Source organism: Actinoplanes sp. URMC 104, assembly GCF_051386375.1.
In the GTDB taxonomy this organism is placed as follows: Bacteria; Actinomycetota; Actinomycetes; order Mycobacteriales; family Micromonosporaceae; genus Actinoplanes.
This window is the reverse complement of record NZ_JBPQTO010000006.1, coordinates 156,584-178,300: the sequence shown is the minus strand read 5'-3', so window position 1 is coordinate 178,300 and position 21,717 is coordinate 156,584. Positions and strand designations below refer to the sequence as shown.

At 68.5% G+C, this 21,717-nt stretch carries 19 protein-coding genes and 1 pseudogene; 6 read left to right on the top strand and 14 right to left on the bottom strand.

Features of this window, described 5'->3' with window-relative positions:
* Positions 1 to 134: 134 nt before the first annotated feature.
* Positions 135 to 1,532 carry a stress response protein gene (locus ACSNN8_RS21425; protein WP_436651062.1) on the bottom strand — a complete coding sequence of 466 codons (1,398 nt, stop codon included), beginning with the start codon at positions 1,530 to 1,532 and terminating at the stop codon, positions 135 to 137.
* A gap of 282 nt (positions 1,533 to 1,814) precedes the next feature.
* Here ACSNN8_RS21425 and nrdR point away from each other — a divergent pair, with 282 nt between their 5' ends.
* Both nrdR and ACSNN8_RS21415 read left to right on the top strand, forming a co-directional pair.
* Positions 1,815 to 2,354: a transcriptional regulator NrdR gene (nrdR, locus tag ACSNN8_RS21420; protein WP_436651061.1), complete on the top strand. Its 540-nt coding sequence runs from the start codon at positions 1,815 to 1,817 to the stop codon at positions 2,352 to 2,354.
* A 253-nt stretch (positions 2,355 to 2,607) separates the two neighbouring features.
* On the top strand, positions 2,608 to 2,856 hold the full coding sequence (locus ACSNN8_RS21415; RefSeq protein ID WP_436651060.1) for a hypothetical protein: 249 nt from the start codon (positions 2,608 to 2,610) through the stop codon (positions 2,854 to 2,856).
* Positions 2,857 to 3,113: 257 nt separating this feature from the next.
* Here ACSNN8_RS21415 and ACSNN8_RS21410 read toward each other — a convergent pair whose 3' ends face one another.
* Positions 3,114 to 3,989, bottom strand: a complete 876-nt coding sequence (locus tag ACSNN8_RS21410; RefSeq protein ID WP_436651059.1) for a hypothetical protein — start codon at positions 3,987 to 3,989, stop codon at positions 3,114 to 3,116.
* On the opposite strand from ACSNN8_RS21410, the gene ACSNN8_RS21405 reads away from it, so the two are divergent.
* The 3 genes from ACSNN8_RS21405 (at position 3,973) to ACSNN8_RS21395 (ending at position 7,399) form a co-directional block, all read left to right on the top strand.
* Complete coding sequence (locus ACSNN8_RS21405; protein ID WP_436651099.1) at positions 3,973 to 4,338, top strand: hypothetical protein; 366 nt, start codon at positions 3,973 to 3,975, stop codon at positions 4,336 to 4,338. The two genes, ACSNN8_RS21410 and ACSNN8_RS21405, sit on opposite strands and share 17 nt — an antisense overlap.
* Positions 4,275 to 5,021, top strand: a complete 747-nt coding sequence (locus ACSNN8_RS21400; RefSeq protein WP_436651058.1) for an ATP-dependent DNA ligase — start codon at positions 4,275 to 4,277, stop codon at positions 5,019 to 5,021. Before ACSNN8_RS21405 ends, ACSNN8_RS21400 begins: the two co-directional genes overlap by 64 nt.
* 128 nt (positions 5,022 to 5,149) lie before the next feature.
* Positions 5,150 to 7,399: a hypothetical protein gene (locus tag ACSNN8_RS21395; protein WP_436651056.1), complete on the top strand. Its 2,250-nt coding sequence runs from the start codon at positions 5,150 to 5,152 to the stop codon at positions 7,397 to 7,399.
* A gap of 17 nt (positions 7,400 to 7,416) precedes the next feature.
* Here the strand turns inward: ACSNN8_RS21395 and ACSNN8_RS21390 are convergent, their stop codons facing one another.
* The 3 genes from ACSNN8_RS21390 to ACSNN8_RS21380 form a co-directional block, all read right to left on the bottom strand.
* A complete protein-coding gene (locus tag ACSNN8_RS21390; protein WP_436651055.1) occupies positions 7,417 to 8,628 on the bottom strand; it encodes a protein NO VEIN domain-containing protein in 1,212 nt (403 codons plus the stop codon).
* A 140-nt stretch (positions 8,629 to 8,768) separates the two neighbouring features.
* Positions 8,769 to 9,212, bottom strand: coding sequence for an enhanced serine sensitivity protein SseB C-terminal domain-containing protein (locus ACSNN8_RS21385; protein ID WP_436651054.1), 444 nt, complete (start codon positions 9,210 to 9,212; stop codon positions 8,769 to 8,771).
* Between the two features lie 87 nt (positions 9,213 to 9,299).
* The gene (locus ACSNN8_RS21380; RefSeq protein WP_436651053.1) at positions 9,300 to 11,462 is read right to left on the bottom strand and encodes a tetratricopeptide repeat protein; all 2,163 of its coding nucleotides are present in this window, start codon (positions 11,460 to 11,462) and stop codon (positions 9,300 to 9,302) included.
* 436 nt (positions 11,463 to 11,898) lie between these two features.
* Between ACSNN8_RS21380 and ACSNN8_RS21375 the strand changes: the two genes are divergently transcribed.
* The gene (locus ACSNN8_RS21375; RefSeq protein WP_436651052.1) at positions 11,899 to 13,245 is read left to right on the top strand and encodes a cytochrome P450; all 1,347 of its coding nucleotides are present in this window, start codon (positions 11,899 to 11,901) and stop codon (positions 13,243 to 13,245) included.
* A 628-nt stretch (positions 13,246 to 13,873) separates the two neighbouring features.
* Here ACSNN8_RS21375 and ACSNN8_RS21370 read toward each other — a convergent pair.
* The 9 genes and pseudogenes from ACSNN8_RS21370 to ACSNN8_RS21330 form a co-directional block, all read right to left on the bottom strand.
* Positions 13,874 to 14,110, bottom strand: coding sequence for a hypothetical protein (locus ACSNN8_RS21370; protein WP_436651051.1), 237 nt, complete (start codon positions 14,108 to 14,110; stop codon positions 13,874 to 13,876).
* 253 nt (positions 14,111 to 14,363) lie between these two features.
* Complete coding sequence (locus ACSNN8_RS21365; RefSeq protein ID WP_436651050.1) at positions 14,364 to 15,074, bottom strand: DUF6082 family protein; 711 nt, start codon at positions 15,072 to 15,074, stop codon at positions 14,364 to 14,366.
* A 1,772-nt stretch (positions 15,075 to 16,846) separates the two neighbouring features.
* Positions 16,847 to 17,089 (bottom strand): hypothetical protein, encoded by a 243-nt coding sequence (locus ACSNN8_RS21360; RefSeq protein WP_436651049.1) that lies wholly within the window; start codon positions 17,087 to 17,089, stop codon positions 16,847 to 16,849.
* A gap of 12 nt (positions 17,090 to 17,101) precedes the next feature.
* A complete protein-coding gene (locus ACSNN8_RS21355) occupies positions 17,102 to 18,052 on the bottom strand; it encodes a replicative DNA helicase (RefSeq protein WP_436651096.1) in 951 nt (316 codons plus the stop codon).
* A 51-nt stretch (positions 18,053 to 18,103) separates the two neighbouring features.
* A pseudogene (locus ACSNN8_RS21350) lies at positions 18,104 to 18,442 on the bottom strand (DnaB-like helicase N-terminal domain-containing protein); the annotation flags it as partial.
* Positions 18,439 to 19,698, bottom strand: a complete 1,260-nt coding sequence (locus ACSNN8_RS21345; protein ID WP_436651048.1) for a helix-turn-helix domain-containing protein — start codon at positions 19,696 to 19,698, stop codon at positions 18,439 to 18,441. The pseudogene ACSNN8_RS21350 and the gene ACSNN8_RS21345, both read right to left, overlap by 4 nt.
* A 235-nt stretch (positions 19,699 to 19,933) precedes the next feature.
* Entirely contained in the window at positions 19,934 to 20,134 is a 201-nt protein-coding gene (locus ACSNN8_RS21340; RefSeq protein ID WP_436651047.1) for a response regulator transcription factor, read from the bottom strand.
* Positions 20,131 to 20,481, bottom strand: a complete 351-nt coding sequence (locus tag ACSNN8_RS21335; protein ID WP_436651046.1) for a hypothetical protein — start codon at positions 20,479 to 20,481, stop codon at positions 20,131 to 20,133. Before ACSNN8_RS21335 ends, ACSNN8_RS21340 begins: the two co-directional genes overlap by 4 nt.
* 369 nt (positions 20,482 to 20,850) lie before the next feature.
* Positions 20,851 to 21,678: a hypothetical protein gene (locus ACSNN8_RS21330; protein WP_436651045.1), complete on the bottom strand. Its 828-nt coding sequence runs from the start codon at positions 21,676 to 21,678 to the stop codon at positions 20,851 to 20,853.
* Positions 21,679 to 21,717: the final 39 nt, after the last annotated feature.

The following is a 21,717-nucleotide window of genomic DNA, read 5'->3' as shown; positions in this document are numbered from 1 at the left end:
TGCTGGCAGGAGAGCGCCTATCGCGGCGTCGGAAGTCCGTAACGGCGGCCGCGATCCCGTGTCGTGCAGCAGCAGTGCGGACAACGGCGGCCCGAATCCCGGAGGCGGCGGGATGACCTTCTCGCCCTGCCGGGTCAGCCAGCGGCTGCGGCCGGATGCGGCACGCCGGGCTCGACGTGCGGGTGTGGATGAACCGGCTCCGGGCCGTCCTGCGACGAAATGGCCGTCGACACCAGCGCCGAGGAGACCGACTCGACCTCGACGTCCTCGGCAGCCCGCATTTTCGGCGGCGTGGGCAGCCACGGCTTCAAGTTCTGCAGCACCTGCTCGTAGAAGTCGTCGATCGCGGTGAGGACCGAGTCGATGAACGAGCCCCGGCCGGTACCGCGCTTGGTGCCCGCGGTGACGGTCGCGGCGATGCGGAACGACTTCAGTTCCTTGCCCGGGTCCTCGATCAGCAGCTGAGGGTTGTCGCGCACACTCTTGAGCAGCTCGGCGGGGCCGGGTCCGCGCGAATACGCCGCCATCGACTCGATCCGCAGCGACTCCGGTGCGTCCTTCAACTGGCGGACGAGCCAGTTCACCCGGGTGGTCGGCCGGCCCTCCTTCGGTGCGTCAACGTCGACGTGGCAGGTGATCCTCGAGGAGCGCAGGTCCACGGTTACGGTCAGCGCACCGACCGCACCAGGGATCTTCAGCCCGGCGGTCATCGTGCCCGTGCCGGTCAGCTGCGCGACCAGGGCCTGCGTACGCGTCGCCGGTTCGGACAGCTCCTTGCGGGTCAGAGCGGGCAGGATTTCCGTGCCGAGCTGCCGGCCCAGCTTGAGCGCGGCGAACCGGACCAGCGCATCGAACCGGCCGGCAACCTCGGGCACTCCGGCATCCGAAGCGCGCAGCGTGCCTGCGGTGACCGCGTCACGCACGCCGACCCATGACGGTCCCATGTCGGAGAACTCGAGCGCGCCGGAGCGCGGGTGCTCGAGGTAGCGGATCAGCTCGCCCAGGATCCATGCCTGGTCTGGGTCGGCCACGCCCCGGTACTCCTTCTGCATGACCGCCGCCGTGAGGACCTCCGACCAGGGCAGGTGGTGCAGGGCCACCTTCTTCAGCTTGCGTTTGTCGACGGGGGTCGGGTGCTGCCCGGGCACGGCCGGGATCTGGTTCGAGATAGTGATCAGCGCGTCGAAACCCTGCTCCCGGGCAATGTCCAGGTACCGCTCGAGTTGATCGGTCTGCAGGTCGTTGGTGCCGGTCTTGACCTCGACCAGGGCCGTCCACTGCTTCTGCCCCCGGGTCACCCGGATCAGACCGTCCGGGAAGTACTTGGTGTCGCCGAGAGCGAAGGGCACCTCGATGAAGGTGTGCACCGGCCCGGCCGGAGCCCCGAACGGCTGCGTGAGCGCTCGCCCGAACTCGCGGACCGAGCTCATCACCGCCAGCAGCGCGGACGTGGCGCGTCGTTCCGCCTCTTCGGCGCCGTTGATGCCCGAGGTGGGAATCAGACGTGCCGCCAGCCAAGTGTCCTCCGACATGATCACCTCTCGCGTAACGATGCGCAGCCTGAGCACGCTACGTCCGATGATCTTGAAGGCGCCAGAGTGCCGGCTCGGCCGATCGGACATCAAACAGAGGCTGTCCGTCCAGCGGCGGTGACTGCGCCGGCAGCGGGAGCCGCGGGCTGGCATCGACGCCCATGGGATGCCTGGCCGGGACCGGTCAGATCCACCACCTCAAACGACCAATGCAGCAAGCAATGGGCGGAGCCGACCCATCCTGACGCGTAACAAAGGGAACTCTGCCAACGCGTCGAGCCCGTGTCGAACCCGCGACTGCGCGATTCTCGGCTCGTCGGCTCGCGCGAGGCCGACGACGGTCAGCTGATCCGCCGTCGTCGATCGTGCCCCGAGTGCGGCAAGCGGTTCACCACGGTCGAGGAGGCCGTCCTCGCCGTCGTGAAGCGCAGCGGCGTCACGGAGCCCTTCAGCCGCACCAAGATCATGAGCGGCGTCCGCAAGGCCTGTCAGGGCCGCCCGGTCGACGAGGACTCGATCGCTCTGCTCGCGCAGAAGGTCGAGAAGACCGTCCGGGCCAAGGGCGCGGCCGAGGTGCCCAGCCACGAGGTGGGGCTTGCGATCCTCACCCCGCTGCGGGAGCTCGACCAGGTGGCTTATCCGCGGTTCGCCAGCGTCTACAAGTCCTTCGACTCGCTCGACGAGTTCGAGAGGAGATCACCGGCGTGCAGCGCGCGCCGCGGCCCACACCACCGAACCGCCGACACCAAGGGGGATCACGTTGTCTCGGAGCAGCAAAGATCGCCGACACCGCCGCCGGAACGCGCACTGCACCGGGTGTGAGCAGCGCACACCGGCCCGAGCCGCGGATGACGGCGCCGCTTCGCCGGTCCCGCAGCGGCCGACCCGCCGGCGTTCCCATACATGCTTGGCGGCAGCAGTTGTCCGCGGTGTCGCCGACGCGCTGGTCCGTGCGATGCTCGAGTGGTTCGGGCCGTTCTAGGCATGCTAATGACCGCGATACCGCAGGCCGGGGTGTCGTTGCGAGACTGGTGCACCGACATTCGCCATGATCGAACGCATGTACGATGTCGGCGTGGGGACGAACCGGCCGGAACGCGAGGTGCCGCTGGCCAGGGCCGCCTACATCGCCGCGGCCCGCCGATTCCTCACCGCCGTCAGCAGCTACCTCGCCGTCGGAGTCCCCCTCGACCCGGGCAGCAGCACTACCCACGTGCGGGACTGGAGCCGCGACGACGTCGCCGCGCTGCAGGAGCTGCACACCGCCCTCGGCCAGCTGCTCGAGACCCGCCGCGCCTACGACGCGGTGCGCCGGCGCCGCTGACACGACGTCCACGTGTTCCGTGAGCCCGGCCCACGGGTGAGAGTTTCGGCATTCCCGCACGCCAGGGTCACCGCCGGTCGTAGCGTCACATGTCCGCGTGTCCACGGTGGGACCACTTGCGGCCACCGATCGCACCGATGCGCGCCGCCGCCATCGCGGAACTGCCCGACCCGGCAGCTTCCGGCTGCTGGCGAAAAGTGGCAAGCAATAGACTCGCCAATCCGCACCTGCGCAGCGGTCATTTCCATGAGGAAAGGTCAGAACTGGTACGCTGACACAACATTCAACACTTCTGCGTCCACTGGAAATCCGCTTACCGCTCGGAGTGGCGGTAATGTGCCGTCCAAAGAGAAGCCCTCTTTGAGGGTCGCGTCGAACGTAGTCCAGGTAATCGCCGAAAAGCTGTGTTCTTGGAGTGCTGACAGGTCACCACCTTGGGCCCCGTGGAGCAACTCCCAGGCATGCCCTTGCTCAACAAGGGGGTGTTCGATTGGCCACCCGGAATGAGACAACAGGGTTACGCACATTCCTGACGAAGCCCAAAGCAGGTAATGGAAGTCAACTGCGTCTCCGTCAGGGGTGCGCACGGAGCGCGGGGTGGGGACGACATATTCGGGTTTTCCACGGATGGTCGACCCTTTGAAAACCCACAATGATAGGCCGGTTGGTGGCGGGCTACTGTCGATAAGCCAAGAAAGGTCCGGGGTTCCAACATCGAATTTGACCGCGTGCTTGCTGATCGTTGGATGGCTATATCGAGCTTCGGGGTGTCCGAGCAGAAGGAGCACTTTGGCGAACCACAAGCCGACGATCTTCCACTCCTCCGCCGTTGCCTCACCAGTCCAGCCTGCTGGACCCATGAGCCTTCGGATGATGGGCTTCGCTGGATCTTCAAAGCGGCGGTTGAGTTCGGTGTTGCATGGCTCGCAAGCTGGTATCAAGACGCGCTGTCGTTCGTCGAGATGAATTTGAACGTCTCGACGGTTCAAGATCGGCTCACCGTTGCGTGCCCAGCCGCTCGCTGGCGGTCCTGTCTTGTCTAGATCGCGTAGGTACCAGCTGGGCCATATGTGCTCGCCTACGCCATGCTCGGGACGCGCCTTGCACAGCACACACATGCTCTTCGGCGGCATGCAGGAAGGCTACCTGGCAGTGACGCCTGCTAGTGCAACTTCGGCACGCGGCCATCGTCCGCGCCTGCTGGCGATCGATGGCAAAGAAGACAGGTATTCCGGCAGTTCTGATACCCAACTGTGCCAGCACGTGGTGGCCCACCTGCAGGCGCACGTGCCGGCCGGCACGGTGCTCGACGGTGAACTGGTCAGCTGGGACCTGGACGCCGGGCGCACCACCTTTCCTGCGCTGCAGCGGCGCGTCAACGCCGGGCGTGCTCTCCGGCCGAGGCCGCCACCCACCCGGTGCACCTGGTTGCCTTCGACCTGCTCGCCGACGCGGACGGCGACCTGCTCGAGCAGCCACTAGAACAGCGCCGCCGCCACCTCGAGAACGTACTGGCGGGCGGACCGCCCCAGCTGCCGCTCTGCCCGCAAACCTTCGATGTGAGCGAAGCTCGCACCTGGTTGCGTGACTGGGCCGCCGCCGGCATCGAAGGCTTGGTCGTCAAAGACGCGACCAGCCGCTACATTCACGGCCGGGCAGGACGGCCCAAATGCAAATCGCGGGTCACCACCGACGCGATCATCGGCGGGATTACCGGCAGCCTGGCCACGCCGCACGCGCTGCTGCTGGGCCGCCTCGACCCCGAACGGCCGACTGCGATACGTTGCGCGCGCCCACCGCCTGACCGCCGCCCAACGCGACGAGGTGACCGCAGCGCTGCGCCCGGCCAGCGCCGGACACCCGTGGCCGACACCGCTGCCAGCCGGCTGGTCCGGCCAGCTCGGCGACCGCACCCCGACGCCATATCAGCGGGTACAGCCTGTGGTGGTCGCCGAGGTACAGGTCGACGTCGGGTACGAACACGGCCGGTGGCGCCACCATGTGCGGTATGTCCGCGTGCGCGGCGACCTGCAGCCCTAATACCTGCCGTTGTAATCCTCGGACGGCTTCGCCGCCTGAACGCTCCGGCCGAGCCCTCTTGCACCGCCGGCCGGACGTGCCGGCCCTTGCCACCCACCGCGAGCCTCGGAGCAGTTCGCCGATAGCGCCGACCCGGCAGCTCCCGCGGGCGCACCCTGGCGGTATGAGGCAAGTGGCGCAGGCAAGCGGCCCCACACTCGACGACGCGAGGCAGGCGTCCCTTCGCCGAGCTCAAACCCCGACACGCGCCGCCTTGGCCGCGGTCGCCGCCGCATGCTTCACGGCGGTGGGGGCAACACCCGCCAGCGCGACCACCCCAGCCGCCTCCAACGGCAAGGCGTGCACTGTCATCGGTACCAAGGGCAACGACCGGCTCCGCGCCACCCACGCCCGCGACGTCGTGTGCGGCCTCGCCGGTAACGACACCCTCATCAGCGTGACCGGCACCGTCGTCCTAGACGGCGGCTCAGGCACCGATGTGCTCATCGGCGGTGGGGGAGCGGACACCCTGATCGGCGGCGCCGGAACCGACACCCTCACCGGTGGAGCGGGCAACGACGTGCTCGTCGGCGGCGCCGGCGCCGACCAGCTCAACGGCGGCGCCGGCGCCGACACCGTCTCCTACACCGACCACACCCTCGCGGTCACTGTCACCCTGTCCGGCACGGCTGGCGCCGGCAGCGCGGGGGAGAACGACCGGATCGGTGGCGGCATCGAAAACCTTGTCGGCGGGGCCGGCAATGACATCCTGCTGGGCTCCGCCAGCGTCAACATCATCATCGGTGGGGCCGGTAACGACACTGTCAGCGGCGGCGCCGGCAACGACGCCATCGACGGCGGCCCCGGCGACGACAAGGTCGCGGGTGGGGCGGGCAGCGACAAACTCGCCGGTGGGCTCGGCGACGACTCGCTCGACGGTGGCGCTGGCAGTGACATCCTCAGCGGCGGCGCGGGCGACGACACCCTCAACGGCGGCGCCGGCAACGATCAGATCACCGGCGGCGCTGGTACCGACAGCATCATCAACGATGGCAGCGGAACAGACACATGCGCTGCGTCGGAGAGTGCCGCATGTGGAAGCAACCCCCCGGTGACGACGCCGAGCCCGACAGGGACGCCAACCCCGCAGACCATTCCAAGTTCGACCCCGGCGACGGAGCCGACAGACGTCACGGCGCCGACACCCAGCCCCGCACCGACTCCGAGCCCGACAGCCGCCCCGACCCTCGTCATCACGCAGACCCCGACCCCGGCCTCAACTGTCGAGCCCAGTCCCGCAGCCACGCCGACCGTCGAACCGACACCCACCGTCGGCTCCCCAGCCGAACCATCGCCGCAGGTAGCGCTCCCGCTCCCACCCAGCGCCCCGATCGGCTTGACCGCCACCGCCGGTGACACCACCGTACGTTTGAGCTGGCAGGCATCGTCGGGTGCGGCAACCTATCTGGTGTTCCGCGACGGCGTGCAGATCGCGACCGCGAACATAGCGGCCTACGACGACGTCGATGTCACCAACGGCAGGACGTACACCTACACCGTTCAAGCCGCCGACATTCTCACCCAGCTGTCGAGCCCGAGCGCGCCGGTGACCACCACCCCGAGGCCCGCCGACACCGACCCTCCGGTCATCGACGTCCCCACGGTCGCCTGGACAACCCCTTTGACCTTCTCCAACGATGTCGAGCAGACAGTGACACTGCGCATGCGGGTCACTGACGTGGGAGCCGGCGTGGCCGCCGTGACCGCGGCGCTGCGTAGCCCCGACCGCACCCTGGCTTTGCTGCCGTTGGTCAACGCCCGCCGCGTCTCCGGCAGCGACAACGACGGAGTTTGGGACATCACCGGCACCCTGCCCAGAGCATCCGCCGACGGCACCTGGCAGCTGGCGCAACTGCAAGCGACTGACCAGGTCGGCATGTCCACCAGATATGCGATCGCCATGGACGGGGCAGCAGGTACACCTGTCCCCGCCGGTACGGTGCCCCAGCCGAGCTTCCGCGTCACCGACTCGCGCGGTGACATCATGACCGACGACTGCCCGTGGGGGCGCTCCAGTTCCACCTGCGTCATTCGGGGAACCGCGGACCGCGAATTTCCCGTCGCGAACATGGATACGTTGTGGCCGTCGTGGTCCTACGGCCAGTCGGTCAGCAACGATCAAGACCGGACAGTGACGGTGTCGGTGCAGCTCGGAGATGCGCACAGCGGCGTCGCCGAGGCGGTCGGCTACCTTACTGGCCCTGGCGGAGCCACCGTCTCGCTGCCCGGATCCACCCCGCAACCGGTCTGGTTCCGCAGCAGCGGCTGGATCCTGAGCGGCACGCTCCCGGTCGGTGCGACACCCGGGCAGTGGTGGGTGAGCGGTCTGCGGTTCACCGACGGAGTCCGACACACCCAGGTGGTCAGTGTGCGTCCCGACGGCTCCTACACCACCACGGACGGGACTGCCGTCGGGCGGCCGTTGATGAGGCCTCTTACTGTCGCCACCCCACCGAACGGCTGAGGGGCCGCTTGTCTGGATCAGTTGACCGTATGAGGGAGGCGGTATTTGTAACCAACCGGCGTGAGGTGCCCCTCGTCGATGCGCCAGGGCTCAAGATGGGTGACGGTCCCGCCCGTGGCCAACAGTTCGCTGTCCAAACTTTCGTCGAGTTCGATGTTGCTGACGATGTACAGAGCGACGTAGGGGTATATCCGGGCGTGGGCTACTTCGTTCGGGGTGAGAATCACCTCGACCGGGTCGCCGGTTGTTCCCTTGACCTCGACATGCCAGCACTTCCCGTGGATGTCGACCTCGTAGTCCCAGCTCGCATGCCGTGCGGTGTTGCGCACCTGGCCTCGAGCGTCGTAGTGCTCGAAGGCGCTTCTCATCGCGTAGTCTTCGACGGCGACCTTGGCCCGCTGATCGACCTGGAAGCCTTGACCGCCGCCCGAGCCGTGCGGTCGTCCAGCGGCCTGCAGTACCGCCTGATCAACGCCTTCCACTTCGGGCGAGAGTCGGCGGCCGACGCTGTCGACGCGATAACCGAGTGCCGTCAACGGGTCGGCGACGTTGGCCCGGTCGCCGCGCCACGGACCCGTGGTGTCGAGGCCCGCCAGGGCTCGCGCCCCGAGGATTAGCGCAAGCGCGTCGACGTCGCCGGCGTCCGTGACGATCACGTAGCGTTCGGCGGGCCTCCCGCCATATCTGTGCATGAATTCGTTTCGGCCGAGCAGCGACCACTGGGTCAGAGCCTCGTCGATGTGCTCGCGGGTGAGCCCGTCGGTGACTCCGGAGCGCCGGGCGAGCGGGCGGGCGCCGACTCCTACCGGCTTCTCCGAAGCGTCGGAGCGGGCGGCCGCGAGGATCCGCTCGTAGGCGGCCTCCGGAATCTCCTTCACGCCGTTCTGCCAGTAGAACCCGCCCCCGGTGGCCGGTTCGTAGTAGTTGCCGGCCGCGTTTTTGAAGAAGACAGGTTCAGCGAAAGGCTCGTAGTCGACGATGTCGCAGACATACCGTCCGGTCGAGGTCGGCGACGTGCGCACTGCGCCGATCCGTCCGGCACCGAGGTAGACCGGTGGACGGCTGCCACCTCCTTTGGCGCGGCGACCTCGGTAGTACACGAACCGCCGGCCTGGCTGAATGATGCGCCGGTAGATGCCGGGGAACTCGTATTGCTTGCCGACCACATCGTCATACGAACTTCCTGATAGCGACGCCTCGTTGACGGTCAGACGGATCGGCACCGGCACGTTTCCCTTCCTGCAGCACTCGCACTCCCGAAGGCAGCCTACGGCCCCGGCCACGTCAGCAGGCTGCGACGAGGGTCAAACTCGAGGTGGAGCACGAAGCCCAGGCCAGGCAATCCACAAGCCACACCTTCATGCCCCGGCTAGGGTGCTGCGGCGCCGGGCTCGAAGTACGGCTCGGTGTGCTCGAGCATCCACCGGGTCATTGGATCGGTGGGATCGTCCAAGAACACGGTATCCACGGGGTAGGGAAGTGGTGCCTGCCCGGTCGCGGTCTGCACCGCCGCCACGCAGTCCTGCTGCCACCCGCTGACATCGCGGTCCGCCAGTACACCGATCTGCAGGCTCGGTGGTTGACCTCCAATTCGCGAGAAGGCTCGCCGAGCTTCGACGACCGCCGGCACCCTCGTGAACTCGGCGCGCAGCGCGTCGATCAGCTCACAAGGTTCCGGTTCATGGCTGGCCGGGTCGTAGCCGGGTGCCAATCCGCACCGTCGTCTCGCCGCGGATGGCGCGCACCTCGTCCGCACGGATCGCATCCCCAGGTCCGCGCCAGTGTTGACGACCAGGTCGAACTCGGCGGCCATCAACCCGGCCAGCTACCGTCCCGGCTGCTGCTGTTCCCACCGGCTGGCCCCGGGCAGCGGGACCCGCCGGATGACGCCTACTGGCGGTCAGGCAGCCACGAGCTCGGGAGACGACGAGGCCAGGCCGCGGAGATGGGCGGCAGCCTCCTCATCACCGCTCTCGGCTGCCAGCCGGTACTGCTGGACCGCTGCCTCGTGGTCGCCGAGCTCGTCCAGCACATCAGCGAGATACCGGTGCGCGTCGGTCTGCCCGGCGGCCACCGCCGCCGACAGGTAGGGCTGTGCCCGCAACGGGTCGTTCTCGTTGAGATACAGGCAACCCAGGTTGACCAACGCCGGCGTGTGCCCTTCGTCGACGGCTTGCTGATACCAGACGTGGGCCTGTGCCACGTCACCGTCGAGCTGGCGGAGGATGCCCAGACCGACCAGGCCGGTCAGGCTGCCCCGGTCGACAGCGCGGCGGTAACAGCGTCCGGCCTCAACGAGGTCATCCCGCTGCCGAGCCACATCGCCCAGGGAGACCAAGGCGTCCACGTGACCGGCGAGCGCGGCCCGCTGATAGCAGTCCAGCGCCTGCTCCAGGTCGCCGTCGCCGTGGTGCAGCCAGCCGAGATGCACCAGCGCCTCGAGATGACCGGCCTGCGCCGCCCGCCGATAACAGGCCCGCGCGTCCTGCATGTCACCTCGCTCGTCGTGCAGCAGGCCGAGGCCGTACCAGCCGCCGGCGTGACCACAGTCAGCGGCGCGCTGATACGCGGCCGCGGCCAAGTCGGGGTCGGCGAGCACATCACCCAGATCTAGATAATGCGCGGTGGCGCCGCCTTCGGCGGCCAGCTCATAGCAGACCGCGGCCCGGTCCGGGTCGCCGTGCTCCGCGTGCTGCTGAGCCCACTGCCGCCACGCGTAGGTGTTGGCGAACTCTGGCGAGCGGCGCACCCCGTGGTAGCCGCCCTGCTCCGCCCGCCGGTGCCAGACGGTGGCCTGGTCGTCGTCGCCGCGTTCGGTGTGCAGCTCGGCGAGGCGGAACGCGGCCTCCGCGTCGCCGCCCGCGGCCGCCTGCCGGTACAGCAGCTCTGCTGCCGGAACGTCCCCGCGCAGGTCGTAGGCCAACGCCCGGTGGAGGGCGTCCTCGCCGACAACGTCCTCCACCGGCGCGAACAGCCGATCGGCCAGCTCGAACGAGTGACTGCGCCACTGCATCGCCGGGCCCTTGCGCATCATGTCCAAGTTCAGCCGGCGTGCCGCGGCGACGACGCCGTCCACGTCCAGCAGCCGCTTGAAGTTGCGGGCGCCTTCCACCCGCAGCCCCAGCACCCCGGGACGCACCCGGTAGACCGCCTCCCGGAAATACGCGGCACCGAACGCGTCCGCCAACCTGTTGAGGTCGCCGCCGTAATGCTGCTCCATCGTTGCCAGATCCACGTTCAGACTGAACACGGACTCGTGAGGCTTGTCGACCGACGAGTACACGAACAGCGTCTCCAATGCGTGCACGGTCACCGTCAACAGCCGCGGCCACGTGTTCTCGTTGGTGCGCGGGCACGCGCTGATCGACCAACGGGAGAACTCAGTCCGGCGGGGCATGGGCACCGTCCGGCTGACGTAGCGGCGCACGGCCGGCAGCACGGCCGCGAACCGCGGGTCAGCGGCAAGCTTGCGGAACCGGGTCCGGCCCGACACCCGCTGCTGGACCCGATCCGGGCGCACGTCATAGCCCATCACGTCACCGGGCGTCGACACCAGCCACACCTGCTGCTCCGCGGCTGACACCAGCGAGTCGAGGTCGCTGGCGCCGAGCCGGCCGCTCGCGTAGGCCACGTTTCGCAGCAGCAGACCGGCCTGCTGCAGCTGATGGATCGCGGCCTGCTCGGCGGCGTCGAGCTCGGCCGGCTGGAAGCGCCAGAACTGCAACCCCACGATGTCGTCGTAGGTCTTGCGGTGCTGCGCGTACCGTCGCGCCACGTCGACTGCCTGCCCGACGTACAGCTGCCCGTCGGCGAACGACAGCACGTAGATGCCGCAACGTTCCGCCTTGGCCGGCAGCTGCGCTGTCACCGGCGCACTCGTCACGACATCGACCGGCGGAACGTCCGGCCACAGCCGGCTCAGCAGCGCAACGTGGTCGGGCCGAGGAGGCGAGGCAAACGAGGAAGGCATGCCCGCCACGGTCGGACGCCGACGCGCGTAGTTGAGGTCTTCCGGACGAGCCTGTCTGTCGCACCAGCGACGCGGTTGAACCTTCGTGGACACCGGAGGTGCCGACTGCGGCGGAGGGAGTCCTCAGGGACCCTCCGCGCCCTTTGGGCCGATACACCGTTGATGTTCTGCGACTGGAGGCAAGCGAGCAGATGCGTGCTCTGGTCGAAGACGTGGGCGCCCCCTCAGCCACGTTCATGCAGCTGCGTTCGAGTGATGAGGTTTCGGTGCTGCGGTGGAGCACGGGGGTGCTTCTACGCCGGGAAGGGCCTCGAGAACCGCGTTGTTCGCCTTCCTCGCGGCGGATATCACGGCGGGCTGTTCGAAAACCCGTCGGACCCGTTGTTGACGATTATCCCGACTGTCCTGGTCGTGCGCGCGACGTGACCACGCTGCCGAAGCCGGCGTCACCCACTCGCAGGGATGACCCGTACGCCGGGTTTGTCGGCCGGGACCGCACCGAGCGATGGTCGTGGATACGATCCGTGACATGACTACCCGGAGTGCGGCCACACCGGTGGTGCGGGGGCTGCCCGTCGTGGGCAGCGCGCTGCGGATGGCGAAGGATCCCGCCCGATTCTTCGTCGATTGCTACCGCGAGCACGGCCCGGTCTTTCGGGTCAACGTCCTGGGGCGTGAGCAGGCGGTCATCGCGGGCGCCGAGGCGGCCGAGTTTCTGGGCACCAAGGAGGGGCGCGAGAGCCTGCGCTCCTGGGAGTTCTGGAGCGGCCTCGTCGACGAGTACGGCGCGACCCGCACGATCTCCGGTGAGGACGGGCCCGCTCACAAGGAACTGCGGGACATCATGCGCCGTGGCTACTCGCGCGAGGCGATCGCCGACCGGCTGGACGAGGTCGTCGCGATCACCGACCGCAATATCGACCGGACGTGGCGGCCGGGCGCGACGGTGCCGGTCCTGCGGTCGATGCAGGCCCTGGTGACCGACCAGCTGGGCGAGCTGCTGACCGGCATGTCCCGGCCGGAGTACGTGCACGACATCCGGCTCGCGACCATCTACATCCTCAACGTGCTGGTCACCCGGCAGCGGCCCCGGCTGATGCTGCGGGATCCGCGCTACCGGCGCGCCAAGCAGCGGGTGGCCGAGCTGAGCCGCAAGATGATCGAGGACCGGAACCGTGCGGCCGCGGACGCACCGCCCGCGATCCTCATCGACGACTTGCTGCGGGCCAACCGGGAGAACCCGGCGGCCATGCCCGACCAGGACCTGATGATCAGCGTTACCGGGCCGTACGTGGCGGGGCTCGACACGGTGGCGAACACCATCGCGTCGTTCGTCTACGCCGTGCTCAAGCACCCCGCGGTGCTCGCGCGGGTGCGGGCCGAGGCCGACGCGCTGTTCGCCAAGGGCAGCATCACCGAGAAGGACCTGCGCGGCATCCCCGCCATCCGGGGTGCGCTCATGGAGACGATGCGGCTCTACCCGATCGCGGTGGTGCAGATGCGCACGGCGACCCGGGACTTCACCTTCGAGGGCCACCGCATCGCCGCCGGCGAGACGGTCTACGTCGGCACCAGCGTGCCGCACTTCCTGGAGGAGTTCTACCCCGACCCGATGCGGTTCGACATCGACCGGTACGAGAAGCCGCGCGCCGAGCACCTGCAGGCCGGCGCGTACTCGCCGTACGGCCGCGGTCAGCACGTCTGCCTGGGCAAGACCCTGGCCGACGTCCAGATGCTGGTGACCATGGCACGGATGTTCCACCGCCTGGACATGCGGTTGCCGTCACCCGACTATGTGCTCGCGCGCAAGACCACCCCCACCCCGGGCCCGGCGATGTCGTTCCGCGTCCGAGTGGACGGTCACCGCCATCCGTGACCGGGCATGGACGGTCCTCGTTGCTGCCGGTGATGTTCGACAACTCGGTCGCTGGACGCGGCGCTGCAGCGGATCGACGAGTCCGAGCGGTCCGCGACCCGGCATACCGACCAGGCGTGGGAACTGGCCTGCGCGGTGTAGCGTTCCGCGACCGCCCGCACCGCTGGGACCGCGGGGTGAGGACAGCGAGACGGACGGATGCTGCGGGAGTCGCTGCGCAGACGGTCGGGCGCCAATGGCCCGCCAGCAGCGAGTTGCGGGTCAACGCGTCCTCGCTTGTCGGGCATGTGGGCGAGGTCGATGGCATAGGCGGCGACGTCAGCCGGGTCGCCGCGCATCGCGACCAGGCGCCCCCTATCCTGGTCACGGCGGGCAAGGCACGTCCGGCAGGCCCAGGTCACCGTCGTCCCGGCCTCGCCGTGGCATCGCTACCGCTGACGCCGGAGACAGCCATGCCGCGGGTCGTGGAGCTGGCCGGGGCCTCGACCACGTACCGTAGGCTGGCCCGCAGCGCTGGCCGGTGCTGTGCTCACACCCAGTGACAGCACTTGAGGCGGGCGCGCCTTATCTGCGGCAGATGAGTGCGGTCGATTTTCGGTCTTGGGCACGGGCCATGGTGCGGGTGCCGTCAAGAATCGGGAATATCCCGCTTCGCGGCAAGCAGTGTCTCGCGTGAAACCACAACGATTCGTTCATAGTCCGCACGCGCCGCATCTGACGGTAGCTTGAACTCCAGCTTCTCCGTCACGTCGGTGCCGATAACGGCGAAGTCGCCGTTATCAAGCTCGAAGACGTCGGGGCAGGTCCCGTTATTCAGAGATCCGCGTTCCTGAGGCGACTGCCCGAGCCGACGAACGAACTCCACGAAGTCTGCCCTTCCTTATGTCTGACAATGAACATCTAGTTTGCATGCACCTAGGTTGCCGTTCGGGCCGCGCCACGCCGACCACATGCAACTAGGTTGCCGTTCAAGTAACGCTACGCGGCCACAAGTGTGGCGGACGGGGTGTGTGGCTACTAGGGCTCTTGGGTCACAGCTTGGTCTAAAACCGGCAACCCGTCACTGGCTCGCACCAGCGGGGGTGCTGCTTGCCAACAGGGTAATCCTCGCGCGCTGCTCAGGCGGGTTCTTCAGCCAGTCTGACAGACTCAGGGACCTCCACGGCCTCCCTACGCCGGGACTCGCCAGCGATGGCGGAGTCACCGGCGGTAGCGACAGCAGTCTCGTAGTCCCTGCAAAGTTCATCCAGCTTCTTCGCAAAGGCATACTCGGGACTGCCCGGCTCCAGAGAGCTTCTTGCCCGCTCTGCGGCAACCCAGTAACTCCGGATGTGACGGCTCGTGAAGAGGTAGCGCATGCTGCCGAGAACTTCCTCATCGGTCGCCCTGTTCAGCTTCAGTGACGTCCAGTGAAACTGGTAGATGATGTTCGCATAAAGGAACTGGCGGTTACTTTCAGCGGAAAGGCCAGGCCGAAACGCTGGCCAAACTTCGGCGAGCTGCGGGTCATTTATGCTCATTTTGAGAATCTCGAGGTGCAGCATACTGAGCTCAGCAGCAGAGCTCCGCTGCATCTCGCGAAGCTGAACTCGAGCGGTTACCACGACGGCGACCAGAGCAAGCCCACTTATGATCGAGCTCAGGACGCCAAAGGTTTGCCCGACATCACTCCACCGGCTCCAGTCTCCAGCTGCCCCTTGCCGTCCCAGCGCAGCGGCCACACCGATCCCTACGAGCAGCGTCAACAACGTCGCAGCGGTGATAGCGGTCAGCCAGTACGCGAAGCGCGCCAAGGTGCCTCGGTGGGAACCCCTTGCCTCGTTCGCCATCGCAGACCCCACCCTCGCGCTACGCATCAGTGAAGAGATATCCGCCAAACGCCAGCAACCGTAGGGGGCGCCAAGGTTCCGTCGTCAGCAGGCAGTGACACCTCCTCACCCATATAGTGCGGCACTAAGTCCAATACGGCTACTAGTCCCAGGATGAGTGAACGTCCCTTTAACTGGGAGCCGAACGTGACACGTAGCAGGTTGGCAAGTAGCTAACAGCCATCATTCAAGACCATTAACGATCGTTAAATGTACGGATCCTCTCCGCCGGGTATCGGCTATTCCAGCCCGCTGTCGTATCGGTGGAGAGCGCCCGGTCCCGTGAAGCCAGGCCGCGCGACTGCTAACCGTGGTGCCGCCGATCCGCCACGGAAGCACCCCGCCGGACAGCCGCCGGAGACGAAGGCCGAGAAGCGTGCGGAAGCTGAGGCCGTCAAACATGCACCCGAGTGTGGCGGCCAGCGCTGCCCTCGAGGTGGCCGAGTCTGGTGCGGCGTTCCCGCCGGTCCCACGGGCGCCGACATGGCCTTGCGGCAGAAAGCCGGCCATGACCGCTGGCGCCGTCGGTGGGATCTACGCCGACGGCAGGAGGTTCGCGTCGTCGTGGAGCTGATCGGAGGCGCTGACCTTCAAGGTCGGGATTGGCAACGTTATCAACGCTGGGATCAAAGGCTGTGCGTTGGCGTCTGTGGCGCTGCTCGTGCTGAGCGGCTGACAGTATAGGAGCCAGCGCAGGGAGCCGGGGGCCAGCGGATCAGGCTTTGCTTCCAAGCCCAGGCGGATTCGACGCACGATGATCCCAGTCAGCAGGCGGATCGCAGCAGAAGCGCTCACGCGGCCACGGCGGATGACGGCATCAGGACCTACGTCGACATGGCTAAGCTGCGAGAGGGGGAACTCAGTCGGTCGAGTAGCTCGGGATCCTCGGCTACGTCCCACTCCGTTGTTTCCCGCAAGCGTGTGGCAAGCGAAGGGCATTGCACGCAACGTCGGAACTCCCGTGCACGACGCCACCCACCCGGCTCGTCGCGACCCTGAGTGCCCACTGCTCTGAGTGGTAGCGCCGCGGCGCGAACTGGACAACGGTACGAGAGTGGCGGTTCACGGACGAACTCGCCAGGTACCTCGTTCACAGTCGAAGCCGACCCAACGAGGCTCCGGAAAGGTCCTGGAAACACCCAGGGCGCACATTCTCATCGGCAGATCCGCGAACCCGGCACCCCGAGTGATTGCACGATCAACGGCACATAGCGCAAACGGCCACGGGAGAGCGACCGCCGACACCGCCGACACGCCGCAGGGGGCGGGGTGAGGAACACGGCATCGAGTATGAGAGGGTGCCCGGCAGCTGGGTGCAGATGGCTATCCAGTTAAGCCGCATTGCTTCCGAACGCCGGGCAACCCGTCACCATCAACGATGACTGCGCCGCAGGTCAGCGGCAAGATGATCGAGCAAAGAACAGGCGTGTAGTTCGTCGAGGACTGCCAGGCCGTGCTCATCGCCGCGGGCGTGACTGACTCTGAGAGCTGGCCCACTCTGGCCTCGGTCGCCTCCGGTGCCACGTCCGACTACGTGGCATGCGGTTGCCGACTTACGGCGACGAACAGCTCCTCCGCTCGAGCCGCCGACCTCCGAGAGCAAGGCCGCGCCCTGGCGGCGGATGGAGGCAAGCGATCCAGGCGTGTGGGTCGTGCGGGTCTCGGTTTCCTGCGTGGTGGACGATGAGCGCGCGAGCCTGCTTGGTTTCCGCAGGCAGGGCCGGGCTCTGGGATCAGGCAGCGAGCGCGGGCCGGTCACCGACGACCCGCTGCCAGGTGGTCGAGTACCGGGCACCCCACGCGGTGTGCCACTGGTTGCCGCAGCGGCCGTGCTCGTAGAAGGCGTGCAGCGTGTCGCCCTCGGTGAACGTGGCGAAAGGGATCACCACGCCGGCAAACGCACACTGGGGACAGCCGTCAGCGAACGGCGGGGCGTCGCACCGGTCGTCGCCGGAGATCTCGAACGAGATGGGCATGGCTCCTCCTGGTCAGACGATCGCCATGTCGGCGAACCGGAACTTGTCGAGCTGCGCGGCTACCGTGACCGTGTCCTGGGCGCCGTTGCGCTGCTTCGCGACGATCAAGTCGGCCTCTCCAGCTCGCGGGGACTCCGCGTCGTAGTAGTCATCGCGATGCACGAAGATCACCGTGTCCGCGTCCTGCTCCAGCGCACCCGAGCCGCGCAGGTCGGTCAGCTCCGGGCGCTTCACCTGCCGGCCGGCCAGCGCCCGGTTGAGCTGACACACCACGAAGATCGCGGCGTCCATCTGGCCGGCCAGTACCTTCATGCCGCGGCTGAGCTCGGCGATCTCCTGCTCCGGACTGGACCCACGCGCCCGGGTCATGATCTGCAGATAGTCGACGATCACGGCGTCGACGCGTCCCATCCGCGCCTTGAGCAGCCGGCACCGGTTCGCGACCTTGCCGATCGTGGTGTCGGTGCTGTCGTCGAGGAACAACGGCGCGTCCGCCACCGCACCGATCCGGTCCCCGATCCGCGTCCACTGCTCGGGGCTGAGGTCACCGCGCTTGATCCGCGCGTTGGCGATACCGGTCTCGGCGGCGACGACGCGGCGGAACAGCTGCTTGCGGGTCATCTCCAGGGAGAAGAACGCGACCACCTTGCCGCAGCGGAACGCGGTGTGCCGGGCGATGTCCATAGCCAGGATCGTCTTGCCCATGCCGGGCCGCCCGGCCAGAATGACGATCTCCTGCGGCTGGACGCCGTCGAGCAGCCGGTCCAGGTCGGTGAACCCGGTGGTCAGCCCCGGCCCGGTCAGCGGGGCCAGTTCGAGGTCGGTCAGCCCGTCGGCGACCAGGTCGCCGAACGCCACCAGACCGGTCGCCGTGTCCCGCGGCGCCGCCTCCTGGACGACCTTGTTGGCGAGCTCGGCGAGTTCCTCAGCGGAGCGTCCGGGCCGGGCGGCGGCTTCACCGATCTGCGCGCCGGCCAGCGCGTAGCGGCGCCGGTCGGCGACCTCGGCGACACGGCGGGCGTAGAAGACGGCATTCGCGACGCTGGGCACAGCCGACACGCAGTCGTGCAGGTAGCCGACACCGCCGACCCGGTCGAGGTCGCCGGCGTCGAGGAGCCGCCCGGCCAGTGCTGCCGGCTCGGTCGGGACGCCCTCGTCGCGGGCGGCGAGGATCGCGGTGAAGATGGTGGCGTGGCGGGGGCGGTGGAAGTCGCCGGCGCCGACGATCTCGCACACGTCGGTGATGACGTCGCGGGCGGTCATCATCGCGCCGAGCACGATCTGCTCGGCGGCGTGGTCGTGCTGCTCGGCGTCGCGGGTGAACTCATGGATCTGCGCGTCGGTGATGGTCATCGGGTGGCCTCCTCGAGGTGGTGTTCGGCGTAGGTGAGCGTGTGCCGGGCGCGGGCGGCGGGCCCGGCGAGCGTGATGAGCGTGTCGATGCTGCGGCCGTCGCCGAGCAGCCGCCGTGCTTCGGCGGCAATAGCGGTGAGGGTGGTCATTTCGATCGGCTCGTGTCCGGCTGCCTGCCAGGCGATGCGGTAGGCGTCGGTGATGCGCGCACGGCCGTCGGTGCGGCCGCTGCGGGCCTGCGTGGGCACGGCGATGCCGCGGCGGCATTGCGGGCACAACGGTTCACCGGTTGCCGGGTGCGGGGACGCCCCGGCGGCGGTGCCGTGGGGGCAGTCCGGTTCGGTTTCGCGGAGCCGCGCGATCTGGTCCTTGACGGCTCGCTCTGCTTCCGTCCTGGCGTCGGCCTGCTGGGCGAGGCGCAGCGCGCGGACGGCAGCGAGCTGGGTGGAGAACCCGTCCCGGGCGATCGCCGTGTAGTACTTCACCGATCGGATCGGGGTGCCGGCGTCCACGGCTTGCCGCGCGATGTAGGTGTGCACGGCGCGGGCTTCGTCGACGGTGACGCCCGGGTCGGTGTCGGACAGCGACGCGTAGATGGTGCGCAGCGGTTCGGACAGCTTTTCGGGCGCCTCGGTGGTCCGTCGGGTATCCGCGTCGAGTTGTCCCCAGTCGCGTCGTCCGCGGTGTCCGGCATTCTCGTGCGCGCGTGAGGGGATGTTCTTTGAGGGGATCTGAGGGGAAGGGGTGGCCGTACGGCCACCCTTTGGGAACCTGTCGGCCACCCTTTCCGCGTTATTGGGTGGCGGTGCGGCCACCCTTCCTTGCGTGGCGTCCTCGGTAATGGGTGGCTGTGCGGCCACCCATTCCGCGTCTGCTGGCATGCCGTCGACCTTGCTGATGGGTGGCTGCACGGCCACCCTTTTCAGGCAGGCGGCGGTGGTGTGCTCACCTTGCGGGCAGAGCTGCGGGAGCCGATACACCGACTGCCGCCCGCGGGCCGCGAAGACTGGTCTCCCGTCCTTGTGGCTCAGCGGCACGCGCAGTTCGTAACCCCGGTCGCTCAACCGGCGCAGCACCCGCGACACCGACTTCTCGTCGGCGACACCGAGCCGGTGCACGATCAGAGCCATGCCCGGATAGCAGACGCGGGTCTTGTCGTTGGCCTGCTCGGCGATCACCAACGCGAGAAGGCGCTCCGACTGGGTCCAGTCGGCCGCGGCATGGTCGAGGACCTCGACCATCAGCTTCACGCCCACGACCGACCGGCTCCCTCGCCGGCAGCGACGGCAACGTCGGCCGGACGCCGCCGGCGGTACCGCGCATCTGGGTCCTGGCCGGTGCGGCGACGGCGAGCGTCGCCGGCAGCGCCATCCGGCCCGTGCCGCATGACGCCGAGGTGCACTGCGCCTGTCGAGACCCCGGCTCCAACCGGGCCGCAGGTGGCCCGGTGACGGGCATCCGGACGACCAGCTGCACCGGCGAGGGCTGGCCTCACGCCAGCTCCCCGGCCCGCAGCGCCAACGCCACCGCATGCGCCTGCGTCCGCGCATCCAACCGGGCCAGGATCGCCGCCATGTGCGAGCGCACCGCGTCATGGGTCAGCCGGAGCTCGACCGCTGCTTCGGCAAGATTGCGGCCGTCCGCCACCAGCATGAGGACCTGCCGCTGGCGGGCCGTCAGGCAGCCGGTCACGACGCCGCCGTTCCCCGCCGGCGCGTGCGCCGCTCGCGCCGCTTGCCCGGGTGTGGCGGCAGGTTGACGCCGGGGCACGCCCCGTGCGGGCCGATCCTGTCGTCCTGCAGCGGCACCTCACCCGCACACATCGGGCACACGCCCGAGGGTGTCGCCGGGTCGGCGAGGGCGGCCACCGCCTGCAGGCACGCCCGGTGCACGCGCTGCGGGTCGGCGGGCTGGGTGAGCTCGGCGGCGAACTCGACACGCTGCCCGCACAACGTCTGCGCCGTGTTGACGGCGTGGATGCACCACTGGGTGTCCTCACCGTAGGCGTAGGCGTACTCGTATCCCTCGGGCAGTCTCATGCGCCACCTCCCGGCCATAACGGCGCCAGGCAGCCAGCGCGACGCGACGGCTGGGGGCGTTGCGGCGGCCGCCGGATCGGGTTGTCGGCCATCGGGGGCGGCTGCACGCGACGGCCGGCACCCGGGCACGGCGCCTCAAAGCAAAGGCCGGGCTGCTGCCGGTAGTGCGGCTGCACCACCGTGCCGAGGGCGGTGACAGTGTCGTGGCAGTGCGGGCAGCGCACCGGCCACTCCGCGCCAGGCTCACACGTGACGCAGATCCGGCCGTGGGCCAGGTGCCGGCGGCGTGCCGAATCGCTCGGGCATGCCAGCAACGCGTTCGGGCCCAGCGGGCGGGGGAGGGCTGCAGCGGGCACCGGACTCCTCTTTTCACGAGGCGATGCGGGACGAACGGGCGATGATTTCGGCGCGGACCTTCGCCACGAACGCGCGAGTCACGCCTCGCTCGGCGGCGACCTGCCGGTCACTGGTGTCCGGGTGGTTGACGATCGCGGCGACGACCGCGGCGCGTTTGGCCCGCAGCGGGGTCAGCTGCCCGGCGAGCATCCGTTTCGCCGCCACCGGGTTGAGGTGCAGCAACGCGGCCAGCGCGACCACGCTGACACCGCGGGCCACACCTGCGTGCAGCGCGGCGACCAGCTCAGCGTCCGTGATGGGGACGTCCTGACCGGCCAAGGCGCGTTCGACGACCACCTCGTCGACCAAGGCGTTGTCGAAGTCGTCCGACGCCGGCTCAGCCTCGGGCACATCGATGTCGTCGCCCCATGCCAGCGGCGGTAGCCAGCCGCGGCGAGCGGCCAGCCTCCGCGCTCGAGGACTCGGCCCCGGGGTAGCGGACAACTGCTCGAACACCGCGCCGACCCGAGTGCACGTGACGTGATGCAGAAGCACCCGGCGCTGCAGGGCGATGTCGTTGACCTGCTGCACCGGCATGCCAAGCCGGTGTCCCTGCTCGGTGAGCGACCAGCCGATGGCAACGAGAGCCTGTACTCGTCTGGCTGCCCCGATCCCGGGTCGCAGATCGGCCCGGTAGGGTTTCGGTGTGGGGTCGACGGCCAGCACCGCGGCCGCTGTGCCGGCTCGTACGGTGCGGCGCTGCTGAAGGCCGCGAAGGGTTCGCTGGGCGACGCCGGCCTGCTCGGCGATCCGGGCAAGTGACATGCCCGCACGGCGAAGCGTGGTGACGTGTGCCTGCACCACAGCGGTCGGTACCGCCCTCGTTGTCAAGGCGCAGGA